At 56.7% G+C, this 15,441-nt stretch carries 14 protein-coding genes and 1 tRNA gene; 4 read left to right on the top strand and 11 right to left on the bottom strand.

Translation table 11 applies throughout. The features are described 5' to 3' along the window. Window positions 1–209, top strand: a 209-nt coding sequence (locus JWG43_RS14740; protein ID WP_205243711.1) for a hypothetical protein, incomplete at its 5' end; no start/stop codon positions are given. 190 nt (window positions 210–399) lie between these two features. On the opposite strand, the gene JWG43_RS14735 is transcribed toward JWG43_RS14740, so the two are convergent. The 6 genes from JWG43_RS14735 to JWG43_RS14710 form a co-directional block, all read right to left on the bottom strand. Then, window positions 400–888 (bottom strand): dihydrofolate reductase, encoded by a 489-nt coding sequence (locus JWG43_RS14735; RefSeq protein WP_205243710.1) that lies wholly within the window; start codon window positions 886–888, stop codon window positions 400–402. 392 nt (window positions 889–1,280) lie between these two features. Next, window positions 1,281–2,327 carry a recombinase RecA gene (gene recA / locus JWG43_RS14730; RefSeq protein ID WP_205243709.1) on the bottom strand — a complete coding sequence of 349 codons (1,047 nt, stop codon included), beginning with the start codon at window positions 2,325–2,327 and terminating at the stop codon, window positions 1,281–1,283. Window positions 2,328–2,350: 23 nt separating this feature from the next. Then, on the bottom strand, window positions 2,351–3,574 hold the full coding sequence (locus JWG43_RS14725; protein ID WP_205243708.1) for a CinA family nicotinamide mononucleotide deamidase-related protein: 1,224 nt from the start codon (window positions 3,572–3,574) through the stop codon (window positions 2,351–2,353). 649 nt (window positions 3,575–4,223) lie between these two features. After that, window positions 4,224–5,549, bottom strand: coding sequence for a tRNA (N(6)-L-threonylcarbamoyladenosine(37)-C(2))-methylthiotransferase MtaB (mtaB, locus tag JWG43_RS14720; RefSeq protein WP_205243707.1), 1,326 nt, complete (start codon window positions 5,547–5,549; stop codon window positions 4,224–4,226). Beyond that, window positions 5,546–6,598, bottom strand: coding sequence for a tRNA 2-thiouridine(34) synthase MnmA (gene mnmA / locus JWG43_RS14715; RefSeq protein ID WP_205243706.1), 1,053 nt, complete (start codon window positions 6,596–6,598; stop codon window positions 5,546–5,548). The genes mtaB and mnmA overlap by 4 nt, the downstream gene beginning before the upstream one ends. A gap of 366 nt (window positions 6,599–6,964) precedes the next feature. Continuing rightward, window positions 6,965–7,336, bottom strand: coding sequence for a helix-turn-helix domain-containing protein (locus tag JWG43_RS14710; protein ID WP_205243705.1), 372 nt, complete (start codon window positions 7,334–7,336; stop codon window positions 6,965–6,967). Between the two features lie 424 nt (window positions 7,337–7,760). On the opposite strand from JWG43_RS14710, the gene JWG43_RS14705 reads away from it, so the two are divergent. Beyond that, a complete protein-coding gene (locus tag JWG43_RS14705; RefSeq protein ID WP_205243704.1) occupies window positions 7,761–8,132 on the top strand; it encodes a diacylglycerol kinase in 372 nt (123 codons plus the stop codon). Between the two features lie 13 nt (window positions 8,133–8,145). Here JWG43_RS14705 and JWG43_RS14700 read toward each other — a convergent pair whose 3' ends face one another. The 3 genes from JWG43_RS14700 to JWG43_RS14690 form a co-directional block, all read right to left on the bottom strand. Beyond that, the gene (locus JWG43_RS14700; protein WP_205243703.1) at window positions 8,146–11,814 is read right to left on the bottom strand and encodes an AAA family ATPase; all 3,669 of its coding nucleotides are present in this window, start codon (window positions 11,812–11,814) and stop codon (window positions 8,146–8,148) included. A gap of 388 nt (window positions 11,815–12,202) precedes the next feature. Next, the gene (locus JWG43_RS14695; RefSeq protein WP_205243702.1) at window positions 12,203–13,450 is read right to left on the bottom strand and encodes an exonuclease SbcCD subunit D C-terminal domain-containing protein; all 1,248 of its coding nucleotides are present in this window, start codon (window positions 13,448–13,450) and stop codon (window positions 12,203–12,205) included. Next, the gene (locus JWG43_RS14690; protein WP_205243701.1) at window positions 13,441–13,596 is read right to left on the bottom strand and encodes a hypothetical protein; all 156 of its coding nucleotides are present in this window, start codon (window positions 13,594–13,596) and stop codon (window positions 13,441–13,443) included. The genes JWG43_RS14695 and JWG43_RS14690 overlap by 10 nt, the downstream gene beginning before the upstream one ends. A gap of 337 nt (window positions 13,597–13,933) precedes the next feature. On the opposite strand from JWG43_RS14690, the gene JWG43_RS14685 reads away from it, so the two are divergent. Together JWG43_RS14685 and JWG43_RS14680 are read left to right on the top strand one after the other, a co-directional pair. Further along, window positions 13,934–14,467 carry a DUF309 domain-containing protein gene (locus JWG43_RS14685; protein WP_205243700.1) on the top strand — a complete coding sequence of 178 codons (534 nt, stop codon included), beginning with the start codon at window positions 13,934–13,936 and terminating at the stop codon, window positions 14,465–14,467. Between the two features lie 139 nt (window positions 14,468–14,606). Continuing rightward, window positions 14,607–14,683, top strand: a tRNA-Arg gene (locus JWG43_RS14680). A 111-nt stretch (window positions 14,684–14,794) separates the two neighbouring features. Here the strand turns inward: JWG43_RS14680 and JWG43_RS14675 are convergent. Next, entirely contained in the window at window positions 14,795–15,148 is a 354-nt protein-coding gene (locus tag JWG43_RS14675; RefSeq protein ID WP_240193613.1) for a helix-turn-helix domain-containing protein, read from the bottom strand. Continuing rightward, on the bottom strand, window positions 15,117–15,293 hold the full coding sequence (locus JWG43_RS14670; RefSeq protein ID WP_205243699.1) for a hypothetical protein: 177 nt from the start codon (window positions 15,291–15,293) through the stop codon (window positions 15,117–15,119). The genes JWG43_RS14675 and JWG43_RS14670 overlap by 32 nt, the downstream gene beginning before the upstream one ends. Window positions 15,294–15,441: the final 148 nt, after the last annotated feature.

Here is a 15,441-nt window from a genome sequence, read left to right as displayed (position 1 = left end):
TGGGAACCGTTCTCATTTTTAGCGCGTTAAAGCTAAAAACCAACACCAGAAAGAAAACCATTCTCATTAGCGATGACCCCGCCGAGGCGCCGTTGGGTAAAAAATGGGGGTTTTCTTTCAGGCACTATGTAGCACAATCGGGGCGTGATTGCACAGAGCATTCCTTTGCTGAAATGCACCAGGCTATTCTCGTGGCAGAGCCCGCTTGATTCAGGTTTGGATCGGTGAGTAGGGATCCAGAGTCGTGCAAAAGTGGGGTGCCTGTACTCGGTGGGGTCACGATGTCCTGAATCCGTGACGGCTGGACGCTTGTATTGGAAATATTTTGCTGTAATTAGAGAATAATTTTGCGGAACCCTTTATGAATAACCTTCATCAGCCGCCCTTCGGGGCATCCGCTCAAGGATCCAGGGATGTGCGTTGATAGATCTCGATACGCGAGGGGGGATCGGTGGTCAGAGGTATGCTGGCGACCAGGGAAAAAGGCAGGTCAGAGAAATCGGGGAAAAAAACGTCGCCCTGAACATGGAGATCAATCATGGTCAGGATCAAGGAGTGGGCGATTGGTAGAAAGGCTCGATACAGCTGGCCGCCGCCGATGCAGAAGACCCTGGCTTCCTGCTGACAGTGTGCCAGCGCCGCGGAAAGCGACGGAACAACAAGGCTATCCGGATGTGGACGAACCAGGAGGGTGCTGCTGACGATTATGTTGCGGCGACCGGGGAGGGGGTGGCCGATGGAGGTATAGGTCCGCCGCCCCATGATCAGGGTGTGCCCCATGGTGACCGCTTTGAAATGGGCCATGTCCTGGGGGAGATGCCATGGTATCGCTTGTTGAAAGGCGATGACCCGATGAGCGGCCAGAGCCGCGATGATGATCAGTTCCATATACAATGGTTCAGGCAATGGTCAACAGCATTGCCGGGGTCACCATGAGGAGACGTTGCTGCGGCGTCTTCCTGGTGCCGGATGGATCAAGGGAAAAAACGACAGCCGGGAAGGCAGGGGGAAATCCGGCGCGACCTGCCTGCTCAGGGGCTTCACCGCGGCGTGGTAAGCCCCTGTTGCGATTTTTTCACCGGTCTGGTGGTCTTGGTGCCTTTCAGGGAACATCGGGCTCGGAAGCCGTCGTGATGATATGTTCCTTAATCCGTGACGGCTGGGCTCTTGTTTTTGATTTAATTTACTGTAATCGGGCAGAAAATCCGACGATATTTATGGGCAGTTCTCTTTCACCAGCCGCCCTTCGGGGTGTCCGTGCGCCAGCTTTTTTGTTTGGCTCAGGTTGGGGCATCTGAAGAACCCGTCTCCGCGGTGTCCACCGCCATACCAAAGCCGAGCCGGAGTTTGTGCTCGATACTGGCCATGACCTCCGGATGTTCCTTGAGAAATTTTTTGGCGTTTTCCCTACCCTGACCGATACGTTCGTCCTGGTAGGCATACCAGGCGCCGCTTTTGTCGACTATACCCTGGGCAACACCGAGATCAAGCAGGTCGCCGGTCTTGGAGACACCCTCCCCGTAGACAATGTCGAATTCGGCTGTCTTGAAGGGGGGGGAAACCTTGTTTTTGACGATCTTGACCTTGGTGAGATTGCCAATGACATCCTGGCCCTCCTTGATTGCCGTGGTCTTGCGAATGTCAATCCGGATGGAGCTGTAAAACTTCAAGGCATTGCCGCCGGTGGTTGTTTCCGGGCTGCCGAACATGACCCCGATTTTCATCCGGATCTGGTTGATAAAGATGAGCACCGTGTTGGTGCGGCTGAGCACACCGGTAAATTTGCGCATGGCGTGGGACATGAGGCGGGCCTGAAGCCCGACATGATGATCGCCGACATTGCCATCGATTTCAGCCCGGGGGACAAGGGCGGCCACCGAATCCACCACCACCACGTCGATACCGCCGCTGCGAATGAGTATTTCGGCAATTTCCAGAGCCTGTTCACCGAAATCCGGCTGGGAAATGAGCAGGTTATCGGTGTCCACGCCCAAGCGTTCGGCATAAGCGATATCCAGGGCGTGCTCGGCATCGATGAAAGCGGCATTGCCTCCCATTCGCTGGGCCTCGGCAATGACATGCAGGGCCAGGGTGGTTTTTCCCGAGGCTTCCGGCCCATAAATTTCGGTGACACGGCCACGCGGCAGCCCACCGACACCCAGGGCAAGATCCACCGAGAGGATACCGGTGGGAATGACCGGGACAGTCTCGCGCTCGGTGGTTCCCAACCGCATGATGGACCCTTTGCCGAATTGTCGATGGATCTGGGTGATGGCGCTGTCCAGGCTTTTCAACCGGCCGTCGCTTATTTCATTGCCAACTGTCATGGAATTCTCCTTGCTATCTGATGTTAACTCTCGAGCACGGTACGGCGGACCAAGTCTAAAGCCGTATACGCGGTCAGTTCCTGAATATGCCGGCGGGAACCGCTGAAGTGAAACAGCCGGTCCATGACCCTGCCCTGATAAAAAAGACCAAGGAACACTGTGCCCACAGGTTTATCGGTACCGCCGCCATCCGGGCCGGCAATGCCGGTAGCGGCCACCGCAACATCACCCTGCAGGCGGGTAGCGGCACCGATGGCCATGGCCCGGGCGGTTTGCGCGCTGACCGCGCCGAATTCGGTCAATATGGCCTCATCTACCCCGAGAAGATGCTGTTTGACGGTATTGGCATAAGCTATGACTCCTCCGGCAAACCATCGGGAACTGCCGGGTGTCTGGGTAATCATGCTGCCGATAAGTCCTCCGGTGCAGGATTCGGCCACACAGAGCATGAGCCTTTGGTCTTCAAGCAGCCGGCCGGTGGAGAAGGCCAGGGTTTCGTCGCCGATCCCGAAGAGGTAGAACCCCAGCGCCTGCCTGATGAAGGAGTCGTATTCGCTGAGGCGAGCGTCCCGGGCAGGAAGAGACAGGGTAACATGCACCTCACAGCCAACCGGGTAATACCCGACCTGGACATCCTTCTTCCCCTCCAGGGGCAGCAACCGCTGGTTGATCTCGATTTCCTGGAGGCCGCAGGTGCGATAGATCTGCCGGTGCGTGGGCACCAGAGGGGTGGCGGTAAAGGTCTCCAGGGCAGGCAAGACCCTGCTGTGCAGCAAAAGTTCCATTTGTGGTGGCACACCGGGCAGAAAAAAAACAGGTTTACCTTCATATCGCAGCAGATAACCGGCCATGCGACAATCCTTGTCCAGCACCTCAGCGCCTTCCGGCAGGAGTGCCAGTTTGGCCAGGGGAACTGTATCCCGGCCGATATTCCGACGTTGCCGGGCCTCGATGGAGGCCTGAACACATGGATGCACCCTGGTTTTGAGATCAAGGGCCCGGACCACGGCTTCGTTGGTCCGGTCATCGGTGGTTGCCCCCAATCCACCAGTAACAATAATAAAATCAGCCCGGTCCAGCGCGGTTTTCAAGGTGGTCCCTATGAGTTCGGGAGCATCACCGATGGTGTGCATGGCCCTGACCTGGTGCCCCTGGGCAAAGAGTTGCCGCGCAATGTATCCACTGGTTGTGTTGTTTATCCGGCCGGAGGTCAGCTCGTCACCGATGGCGATTATTTCTCCGATCATGCATCTGTCCTCGTTGTCCATGTACCAGCCAGCGCTTCATGCAGGCCTGGATCCGTGACGGCAGGGCGCTTTTTTGGGTTTAATTTGCTGTAATCATTTTAAAAATGTGACGTAATTTTTAGCAATTCACCCCCCCTGCCCCCCTTTGAAGGTGTCCGTCCGCACGCTCACGGATCCAGGGTAGGGGTAAACAGGCTGGCAGAATGTGGAGTGCTTCTCTGCAAGGCTGCCGCAGCCGTTTAAAATGGGGTACGTCGGTGATCATCGTTTGCCGTCACTCTCTCCTCCATGGAGCCATGACCATCTCAGGGGAACATAAACCGGCGGATGTCCGGCCCCGAGCAGGCATACTCCGACCTGTGGTACAGACCAGAGCGGGCATGGTCGATCACTTCACCCTGAATCCGTGAGCGTTCGTCCGTGCGTCAGCTTCGTTGTTCGTGACCGTTCGATTAAAGTACTCTTTATCGGACGGTTACGGGCAATGAAGATGGCGTGCGGACGGATGCCCCGAAGGGCGGCTGGAGAAAATTTTTATCAAGGGTTTATCTGCAATTATACTATAATTACAGCAAAATATATCCAAAACAAGCGTCCAGCCGTCACGGATTCAGGTTCACGGTACCACTGGGGTCACAACGTACCCGGTTTAAGGGTTTTTCTCAAGGAAGGCCTCGTCAATTGCTCCAAAAGGCTGACCTTTGTCCATATCTTTGATGAGGACAGGGACAACCTGGTGGACAAGTCGGGTCGCACCTGGAAAGAGGAGGGGGATATAATTATCGGAAAATCCCTGCAGCAGGCTGGTTTTTTTATGTCGACGTTCCACCAGGACCTGTTGAATCGTGCCGATATGGCGTGCGTAAAAATGGAGTCGTTTTTGCTCGTCTAACTGGCGCAACCTCTGAATCCTAGAGGTTTTTACCGGACCGGACACCTGGTCACTGAAGGCGGCGGCCAGGGTGCCGGGGCGTGGAGAATAGGGAAAAACATGCAGGTAGCTCACCGGCAGGCCAGCCAACAGATCATAGGTGTTGGCTGCGGCCTGTTCCGATTCGCCGGGAAACCCGCACAGTACATCACACCCGATAGCTGCCGACGGCAGGTTTCGGTGCACTGCCTCGATGACAGCGGCAAATTGGGCCCGGGTGTATATCCGGTTCATCCGGACCAGGACTTCGTCGTCGCCGCTCTGCAGAGGGATGTGCAGGTGCGGCATGAAGTTGGCATGGGTCGTCATTAACTCGAGGAGATGTTCATTCACCTCTGTTGGCTCAATGGAACTGAGACGAATGCGCAGCGTGGGGAAAGTGCGGCAGATCCGCTCCAGAAGAGTGTACACGGTCTCCCCCCCGCCAAGATCGAGACCGTATTTGCCGACGTTGATGCCGGTCACCACAAGTTCCAGGTAGCCTTGCTGGCTGAACCCTTCAATCTGCTGCAGAACCTTGTCCAGGGACAGGCTGCGGCTGCGTCCCCTGGTATAGGGCACGATGCAGTAGGAACAGAAGTTGTCGCAACCATCCTGAATACGGAGATAGGCCCGGCTTCGCCCCTTGAACCGGCGTACCGGCAGAAGACAGATTTCTTTACTGTCCCGGATCGTACCCATCAGCATGACCAGGTCGGACTGATGATCGGCCAGAGCGGTGTCCACCAAAAGATGCTTGCAGGTATTGCCGATGACGCAGACCGGCGTGCTGTCAAGGTTCAGTACGCCTTCCGGGTCCATTTCGGCATAGCAGCCGGTGACCACGACCCTGGCCTCGGACCGGCGACGAAGGGCTCGTCGGATCATCTGCCTCGACTGCTGACCGGCTTTGGCGGTGACGGTGCAGGTGTTGATGACATATACATCCGCATCGCTGTCAAAAGGAACGATCCGGCAGCCCCGTTCTTCAAAGGTCGAAGCAAAGGCGGCTGATTCGAACTGATTGACCTTGCAGCCAAGCGTGGTGATGGCAATTATTTTCATGACCAGGCCGTTTCCCTCGCAGCCCTCGCGATGACAGCACTGCCCAGCACCTGGTCCCCATGGTAGAAGACAGCAAACTGACCAGGGGTGACAGCACGCTGCGGTGTATCAAAAGCAAGGTGCCAGCGGCCGGGACCGGTCTCGGTGATCAGCGTGGCTGCCGGGGTATGCCGTGAACGTACCTGCACCAGACCCTGCCAGGGCAATGCAGGAAAGGTGTCCCGCCACTGGAGGTCCTCGACGGTACAGGCGGTTACAAAGAGATCCGTGTGTTTACCGACGATGACCCGGTTGTGCTCCCCGTCAAGACCGGTGACATACCAGGGCGTCGCGTCCGGCAAAGCCAGACCGCGACGCTGACCAATGGTATAATTCCAGATGCCTTTGTGTCGGCCGAGAATGGTACCATAGCGGTCGACAATGGCTCCGTCCTGCTCCTGGACGCCTTGTCCGGTCAGAAAAGAGGACAGTCCCCGGGACAGGAAACAGACATCCTGGCTTTCTTCGCCCTGGAATTGAAAACCAAGATCCGCGGCCCTGCGGTACACCTGATCTTTTGACCACTCGCCGAGAGGGAAGAGAGTGTTTTCCAGCAGATTGCCGGGGATTCTGGCAAGAAAATAGGACTGGTCCTTGTGGCGGTCGACGCCCCGGGCAAGAAAATGGGCATGACCATGCTGTTGAACACGGGCATAGTGACCGGTGGCGATGATATCCATGCCTTTGTTCATCATGAAGTCAGCAAGCAGACCGAATTTGATGTGATGATTGCAGAGCATGCAGGGGTTGGGTGTTTGTCCGTCAAGATAGCTGTCAATGAAAGAGCGAATCACCTGAGCGGTAAACTGACGGCGAAGGTCGACGAAATGCAGGGGCAGGGACAACTTGTTTGCCACCTCCTGCACCCGTGTGCGCTGGTGTTCGGCAGAGGGAAGCGGCAGGATCATGAAAAAGCCGTGGACTGCATATCCCTGACCCAGGAGCAGGGAAGCAGCCATTGTGGAATCCACTCCGCCACTCATGGCGATGCCAACGCGTTGAAGAGACATGGACAACTGATCTTGAGCGGGTTCAGGCCGCCGCATGTATGGTTATCTGGTGAAGGTCGTCACTGATGAGAGGACGCCCTGCCTCGCTGGCACGGCCAGGGAAGAAACCCGCAGCCACGAATGCAGCCAATCACGGGGCGGTACCTGTTGGAGTCTGGATCCGTGCGGACGGACGTCCCGAAGGGCCGCTGGTGAATGTTATTATCAAAGGCTTCCCTGCGATTATAATCTGATGACAGTAAGATATATCCAAAACAAGCGTCCAGCCTTCACGGATTCAGATGGAAAAATTCACGCGCCTGGATGGTGGACGGTCACGGGTGGGATGGTCAAACCAGGAAAAAGAAGCGTGGTGCCGCGGATTACCTACAACAGGGAAGTCAGAGCATCACACTCACGGCAGGTGGCTATCTTGTCCTTCCATGTTTTATCCTCAGCGCATTGGCACCGGGTGCCGCTGAGGAACCAGCACAGGTGCCCTGCTTGAAATTCCCAGGCCGGGCATTCTTTTTTTTGTCCGCATTTTTTCAGGGTCCAGCAATCCTGACGTTTGACACGACCGCTTCTTCTCTGGTTGACCAGGAGAAAATAAAGCTGCCGTTCGACGTGGATGGGAATGGGCCGCCACCCCTGCTCGTAACTCTGCACAGCTTTCAGGGAAACCCCAAGCAGCGTGGCAAGGGCTTTTTGTGTTTTTCCCAGTTTTGCCCTGAGCTTAGAAAAAGTTTCTCGATTCATGATAGTGGTCCGGAAGAAGTAGTACCATTGTTCACTGATACCACAAGGTGACGAGAGCGGCAATTGATTTTCCGTCAGAGTTCTTTTCAGAACCGGTCATGGTTGGGTCTGCATCAGGACCGGAGATCGTGCCGGAACCCCATGGAAAAGAAGGGAGAAATGGTGTAGCTTAGCGGCACAGAGACGACACCCTCGGTACCGTCTCTCACTTCTTGATTCGTGAGCGTGTATCACCTGCCTGAATCCGTGAGCGGATGCCGCGAAGGGCGGCTGGTGAAAGGTATTGCCAAGGATTTCGCAACAATTAAAACATGGTTACAGTAAGATATATTAAAACAAGAGTCCAGCCGTCACGGATTCAGGACCTGTTTTACCTTGAAACCTCACTCTGAACAGCGGACCATTGGAGCCACAGCAAACACGCATGACTGAACAGCAGAAAATGAATGGGCAGGGCCTGGCCAGACTGATACGGGCGATCACCTGCTCCCAGGCCGGATTAATGGCGGCATGGAAAAACGAAGAAGCGTTTCGCCAGGAACTGCTCCTTGCGCTGGTGCTGATACCTCTCGGCCTGTGGCTTGGAGACAGCGGTGTGGAGCGGGCGTTGCTCGTCGGCAGCGTGGTGCTGGTGGTGCTGGTGGAACTGCTCAATACGGCGGTGGAGGTGGTGGTTAATCGTATCGGTACCGATCATCACCAATTGTCCGGACTGGCCAAGGACCTGGGATCCGCGGCGGTGTTCGTGGCTCTGGTCCATGCTGTGCTCGTCTGGCTGCTGGTTCTCCTCACCTGAAGACCTCTGGCGCTCAGGAAAAAAGACCGCATCCCGGCCCGATCAGCCGACTGCGGCCGCCTTGGTCCGGCTGGACCTGGATGCGGACCTCGATCCGATCTTTCAGCATTGGTACATGGGAGATTATCCCGATCAGTTTGCCCTCCTGCTGCAGTCCGGCCAGCGTCTGCAGCGCGATATCCAGGGCTTCTTCGTCCAGAGTCCCGAATCCTTCGTCCAGGAAAAGCGAATCAACCTGGACATTGTGACTGGCCATGGCGGACAGGCCCAGGGACAGGGACAGGCTGACGAGGAAACTTTCGCCACCGGAGAGGTTGCGGGTTGATCGGATCTCGCCGGCCTGGTAGGTGTCGATCACCAGCAGGGCCAGGGGCTCTTTACTGTCACGGAGCAGGATGTAGCGATCGTTCATTTTTTGCAGTTGCCGATTGGCATGGCTGATCATGGCCTCAAAAGTCAGGCCCTGGGCAAAGACCCTGAATTTTTTACCGTCAGCCGAACCGATCAGCTGGTGGAGCAGATCCCATCGCTCCTGCTCCAAGAACTGGGCATCCAGGGCGAGTTGCCGCTGTTCGCATTGCTGCCGGCGTTTGCTGTTCTCGGCAAGCCGATCTCGCTCCGCGCCGATGCCTTGCTGCAACGCTTCCAGATCCCGACCCAACACCTCCTGTCGAGCAAGGAGATCTTCCGCCGCTTGTTGTTCGTTATGTTCCTGTTCCTCTCGGGCGAGGGCCGCGGCCTGCTCTGCTTTACGAGCGCTGAGCATGGTTGCTTCCTGTTCCAGTTCCTGCTTCAGTCTGCCGAGAGCGGCGCGATCGCTGGCTGGCAGCAGGGCGTTGCGGTACTCCGCCATATTTTCAAAACCAAGAGCCGGCAAGCTGGCGAGTAACTCGGCTTCCCGATGACGGATTCGGGGCTGCAGAGCCTCTTGTTCCGCGGCACCGAGCCGCTGCTGTTCCTCCAGGCTGTGCCGGTCCCGTTCGATTCGGTTCAAGCGACTGCGTGTTTCAGTTTCCCGAGCTTCCGCGGTTTCGACCAGGCGTTTGTATTTCTGTTCCTCCAGGTCGGGAAGACGTTCACCGTAGAGTTCTCTCCGCTCCTGCTGCAATCCGCTTTCTTCCCGAAGCAAGGTGTCGCGTTCGGCTTTGTGCCGGGACAGGGTCTGGTCGAGATTGGTCAGGACGAGGTCTTCCTTGTCCAGCTCCGCCTGCAAGCCGGCCTGTTCCTTGCGTAACCGTTCCTGGCGTTGTTGATGGTCCTTCCAGGTGGTCTGGCGGGCTATCAGTTCGGCCAGGAGCTGATCAGCCTGGTGCGGCGGGCAGGAGGTTACGCCCAGAGGTTGCAACTGGAACAGGAGGTCCCGGCGTTGCCGATTGATCCGGGCCTGTGTTTCCCGAATGTGTTCCTCGCTCCGGTCAAGATCCAGGCGCGCGGTCTTTTCTTCATGTTCCGTGGTCTGCAACCGATGGAGCAGGTCGCTATGCCGGGTCAGTGCCTGGTCGTATTGTTGCCGCACCCCATGGCGCTCTTTTTCCACCTGGGCGAGATCATGGCAGCGCTGCTGGAGTGTTGCCGTTTCTTCGCGGGCTTGAATCAGGAGATGCTCAGTCCGGGATGCTTTGTCCGGGATTGGATCAAGGTGCAGCAGGGGCAGCAGGGGGGCAACCTGCTCCTCGATCCCGTTGAGTTGTTGACGTCCCGAGTCAAGGGTGTTCTGGAGATGCTCGATATCCTTGGTTTGCGCGACCAGGGTCTCCCGCTGCTCCCCGATGGTCTGCTGCAGATACTCCAGCTTTGATCGCTCCAGATCAAGTGCCGTACCGGGTGCCTCGACATCAGGGTGTGCCTCGGCCCAGGGATGATGCACGGCACCGCACAACGGACATGGGTTGCCGTCAACCAGGCGCCCACGTTCTTCTTCGAGGCTGTGAACTATTCTGGCCTGCCGTTCTTTTTTTTCCAGTTCCAGCACTCGTTGCTGGCTGTTTCGTCGCTGATCCTCGCGCTCCTCCACCTCCCGGCGCAGGTTTTTTTTCTGCTCCCGTGCCTGGGCAAGCGCATGGCTCCCTGCTGTCTGCTCCTGGCGAAGAGTAGTCTGCCGGGCGAGGAGTTCAGTGACTTTTTCCAGCTGCCGCAGCCGTTGTTCACTCTGATCGATTCGGATGCGCCAGGTATCCAGCGGGGCACCATCCTCGAGGATTGCGCACCGCTCCACCAGGGTATCCAGGCGCTGTTTGAGCGCGGTCAGGACGCCACGGGCTTTTTCCTCCTCATGGCGTACACCAATGCCGCGGTTCAGCGCATCACGCTGGATGCGTTGTTTTTGTTCCAGGCTTTGTTCCAGTTGCAGGCGATTGTTTTCCGTTTCATGCAGTTGCAGCAGTTGCTGACGGAATCCGGTCAGGTGTTCAAGGAGAAGATGGTCGTGCCCGTGCTCCTGGAAAAAGGTGTCCAGTTGCTCCAGCCGATGAGTTACCGTTGTCTTTTGCCGATCCAGGGCCAGCCGGCGTTGCTGGTGCTCCTGGGATGTCTTCTCGGTGGTCAGGACTGCGGCATCGACCTGTCTGCGGCTTTTCCTTTTTTCATGGAGGCGCAGGTCAAGGGCGCGAACGATTTTGATCTGCTCATTTTCTTGCTCGAGGGCTGTGACGGCCTGCTGTCGTTGCTCCATGGCCCGGGCATGATCATCGGCCACGGTCTTCTGCTCGGCACACAGGTGTTGCAGCCGGGTGCGCAGATCCTGATTCCCGGCCTCAAGGGCGGCTGCCCGTTGCTGCAGGTGCTGCAGCTCGGTGTATTTCTCAATCAGCGTCTGCGCGCGCAGATCGCGCTCGTAACGAAGCAGATCCTCGCGCGCCTGCTGCCGGCGCTGTTCCAGATCCTGCTGCAGTTGTTCCGTGTTCTTGATCATTTCCCGGAGTGTTTCGATGGTCCTGATCCGGTGCAGGGCCTCACTCAGGGCAGCGAGTTGTTGTTGGATCTCAATCCCGCGGCGCGACTCTGCTTCGATCCGGGTGGTCAGTGCTGCTTCCTCTTCCGCGCTCAGCAAGGGGATGGCACCCATGGCCTCACGCAGAAGGGCTGTTTTCTTTCGCTCTTCACTGACCCGCTCATGCACGGCAATGGAAATCCTCGAGTAGATGCCGGTCCCGGTAATTTGCTCAAGGATCGGGGCCCGCTGATCGGGATCTGCCTCGAGAAAGGCGGCAAAGCTTCCCTGAGCCAGGAGGATCGAGCGGGTAAAACGATCGTAATCCATGCCCGTGACCTGTTCCACCCGGCGGGCTACCTCGCGGCTTTTTGTTTCCAGGATCGAGCCGGTACGGGCGTCCACGATCTCATGCCTGGACGATTGCAATTCGCCGTCCGGACGGCGATGGGCCCGATGCTGACCCCAATGACAACGGAACCTGCCTTGCCGGGTTGCAAACTCCACCTCGGCAAAGCAGTCTCCGGTCCGGCGGGACATGATCTCGTTACTTCCCTTGGTGATCGGCCCAAGTCTCGGGGTCCGGCCGAACAGGGCCAGGCAGATGGCATCGAGAAGGGTGGATTTTCCCGCGCCAGTGGGTCCGGTTATCGCAAAAATGCCGGCAGTCGTGTATTCGGGGGCGGTGAAATCGATCCACCAGGAACCGGCCAGGGAATTGAGATTGCGGAAACGGATGGCAAGGATTTTCATGGTTACCGATCACGTGGTTTTGTACCTGTATATTTTACAACATTCCTGTATCCTGAATCCGTGACGGCGAGCTTCTTGTTCTGGATATATTTGTCTGTAATCAGGGTATTAAGTGTAGATACATTTTTCATAAAACGCCTTCACCCGCCGCCCTTCGGGGCGTCCGTCTGCACGCCATCTTTATTGCCCGTAACCGTTCGATAAAGTTTACTTTAATCGAACGGTTACGGACAACAAAGCTGACGCACGGATGAACGCTCACGGATCCAGGTGTATGGTAAGCGATCACAGGTGCGCCAGATTTGTGCAGACGTGGCTGCCCGCTATAGCCCTTCTATGCGGGCAGTTGCGTCCGTGCAAAGATGGGGTGCCTGTGATCGCTTGTGTCTCAAGAGCTGTTCCTTGCCGCTGGTGTTTCGCTGTCCTCTTCATCCAGGGTCTCGATGATCTCCGTCAAGGCTTCGCGGAGCAATGGTCGCTGCGTTGCCTCGATCCCTCCGCTGTCCAGGCAGCGCTCAAAGACCTCCATGACCGTCAGGTCGTCCAGAGATTCCGCTTCCCGGGCCTGCTGGAGGGCAAAATCATAGATACGGCTGTTGCGGATACGAAGAATGGTCAGGCCCGAGTCCTCCACCGCATCCTCCATCTGCTGGCGCAGGTTGGGAAGGACCTCTTCCCCCTCGTATTGGAGTTCGACCCAGGCCGTACTGCCGGCCGCTTTCAACTGTTCCATGCCCTGCAACAGGGCATCCCGGTCCCCGCGCAGGGAGGCTAGCGGCTGGAAGATGGGCACAGGGATCGGTTCCACTGTCACCGTCCGGCCAGCGCAGGTGACGGCAAGGATCTGTTTGCATTGACTGGCTTCCTTGAAGCTCATGGGCAAAGGGGCGCCGCAATATCGCCGGGTCGCACACCCGGCCACCAGCTGGCCAAGGTGGAGATGACCCAGGGCCAGGTAGTCGATACTGTCTGCAAAGGCGCCACCATCGATCCGGCTTAACCCGCCGATGGCCAGATCGCGGACCCCATCGCCTTCCATGGTTTTCCCCCCGGCCACAAAAAGATGGCCCATAACCACAAGGGGCGGGGCAGGGTCGAGCTGCTGACGCTGCTGCTCGGCTTCCAGGCAGATCTGCCGGTAATGCTCCCGGATACCCTCCAGTTGCTGCTGCCCTTTTTCTTCCAGGGTTTCACCCGCAGCGGCCAGACGGATATCACGGTCGCGGAGAAAGGGGACCGCGCAAACGAGGAGTTCAGGTTGATTGTCGGCGTCCCTGAGGATGAGAATTTCTTTGTGGACACTGGTGTCCACCGCCCCCACCACGTGGATACTCAATTGGTGCAGCAGATCGCGTGGAGCTTCCAGCAGGGCGGGCGAGTCATGATTGCCGCCGATGATGACCACATGGCGGCAGGAACTGCCGGCCAATCGGTGGAGAAAGCGATAATAAAGTGATTGGGCCCGGCTTCCCGGGGTGGTGGTATCAAAAACATCACCGGCTACCAGTAACGCATCGAATTGTTCCGTTTCGATCAGATCGGCCAGCCAGTCGAGGAAGCGTCCTTGCTCCTCATGGCGCTGTCGTCCGTGAAAGCGGTGGCCCAGGTGCCAGTCGGAGGTATGAATCAGGCGCATGCGGGATGAGCAGCGGTTAGGGAACAACAGATCGACCTGGAAAGGAAACGATTTCCCGCGGCGGCGGCGACAACGGTCTCCTTGTCCGCCTCTGGTTGACCAGAAATGGTCTCGGACAATCCGAAAAGACGACGGCACAGTTTCATTTTCCGGTTCCTTGTGGTTTGCTGTTGGTTTGAAAAGATAAAGAGATCTCCGAAATCCCGAAATGTCATCAGTTCTTCAACCTGAATCCGTGAGCGTTAGTCCGTGCGTCAGCTTCGTTGTTCGTGGCCGTTCTTAAAGTAGACTTTATCGGACGGTTACGGGCAATGAAGATGGCGTGCGGACGGATGCCCCGAAGGGCGGCTGGTGAAAGTTCTTTTCAAGGGTTTAGCTGTAATTATACTATGCTTACAGCAAGATATATCCAAAACAAGCGTACAGCCATCACGGATTCAGGTTCAAAGCACCGATGGTACCGATCAATCCCAGGAAAGACAAATGATTAATCAAGTATTCGACCCCTTCCGTGATCGTCTCAGCCGGGACATTCGCAATGATTTATCCGAAGCACTGGTCCACTGTCTGCGTGAACAGCGGCTGGACCCGGCCCGGGAAGTCGCGAACCGTTATCTGGCCGCCAACCCTGCTCCCTGCTACCGGCTCTATATCGAAGAGCGGCTGGCCCGCTACGCGGCTGTTCTCGATCGTCTGGTTCCGCAACCAAAGGATCCTCTCTGGCAGGGGCTGGTCTTGTGGGATGCAGGACTGTTTTTCGAGGTCCATGAAATCCTCGAACATGCCTGGCTGCATGCGGCAGGAGAAGAAAAGGCTTTTTTGCAAGCCATGATCCGGGCCGCCGGGGTGTACATCAAACGGGAAAACGGTTTTTTCGCGGCCGCTGAGAAAATAGCCGCAAAAGCACTGCCGATTCTCGAAGCCAACCGCCACCGGCTTGCCGTGTACATCGATCCCCAGCGGTTGATCACCGCTCTGCGCTCCGGCAGCCCGGAACCACCAACTCTGCTTGCCTGATCAATTTTTCCCTGCTTCATGGAGACAGGCTTGACGTCGGGGTTTCTTTCCGGGTATGATGCGCGTCCGCAACCTTTACGAGGCAGCACCACCTCAACTGTGCATCCATCTACGGTATGCACCTGCCGCACCGATCATTGCGCCTGTAGCTCAGCTGGATAGAGCATCGGACTTCGAATCCGGTGGTCGGGGGTTCGAATCCCTCCGGGCGTGCCAATGAAAACAGCCACTTATCGTTCGGTCGATGAGTGGCTGTTTCTCTTTGATGTGATTTTGTAAGCTTTTTCTAAGCAAGTCCGATACACTTCTCGTGCTTGAAAATATGGTTTATAAAAACACCCGGTAATCCACTTCCAATACATCCGCCAACTTTTTGGCGGTTTCCTTACCAATAGGCCGTTTGCCGTTCTCCATTTCACTGATATGCCGCTGGGGGATGCCGGTCCTGTCTGCAAGCTGGCGTTGCGTCAACCCTTCGCGGTGCCGTGCTCCGGTAAGGTAGGTGCCGGGCGCATTCTCCTGCAATTCCGGGAAAGCCTCTTGCCAGGGAGCGGCTTCCGGTTCATCCATGGGAGTGAATCCCATTTCGTTCAGGGCCTTGATAGCCTCGTCGGTCTTGCTCTTCGGCCCTTTGAACCGCAGAACGGTTTCAGTATGGGGCTTTTTCGTGGGTGCCAACATAGATAACCTCGATCAATCGAATCTCCTTGTCCATCATTTGCCACACGGCCACATAGGTTGGTTGACCTTTCTTGAGGTGGCAATGGTGCAGGTCTTTTCCAAGCTTGCCATAATTCGGCCAGTTGCCCTTTACAGGCCCGGTCAACTCTATCTCCTTCAGAAGAAGAGCGAGTGTATCACGGACTCGTTTCGGCAGCTTGGGAATAGCTTTTCTGACTTTCGCATGAAGTGTAACATTCCAATACATTAAACATACCAATAAATAGTATCAAGAGCAAGGAAGATGATTCAGG

The organism is Desulfobulbus alkaliphilus (assembly GCF_016918545.1).
Lineage (GTDB): Bacteria > Desulfobacterota > Desulfobulbia > Desulfobulbales > Desulfobulbaceae > Desulfobulbus > Desulfobulbus alkaliphilus.
This window is presented reverse-complemented; position numbering and strand designations above follow the sequence as displayed.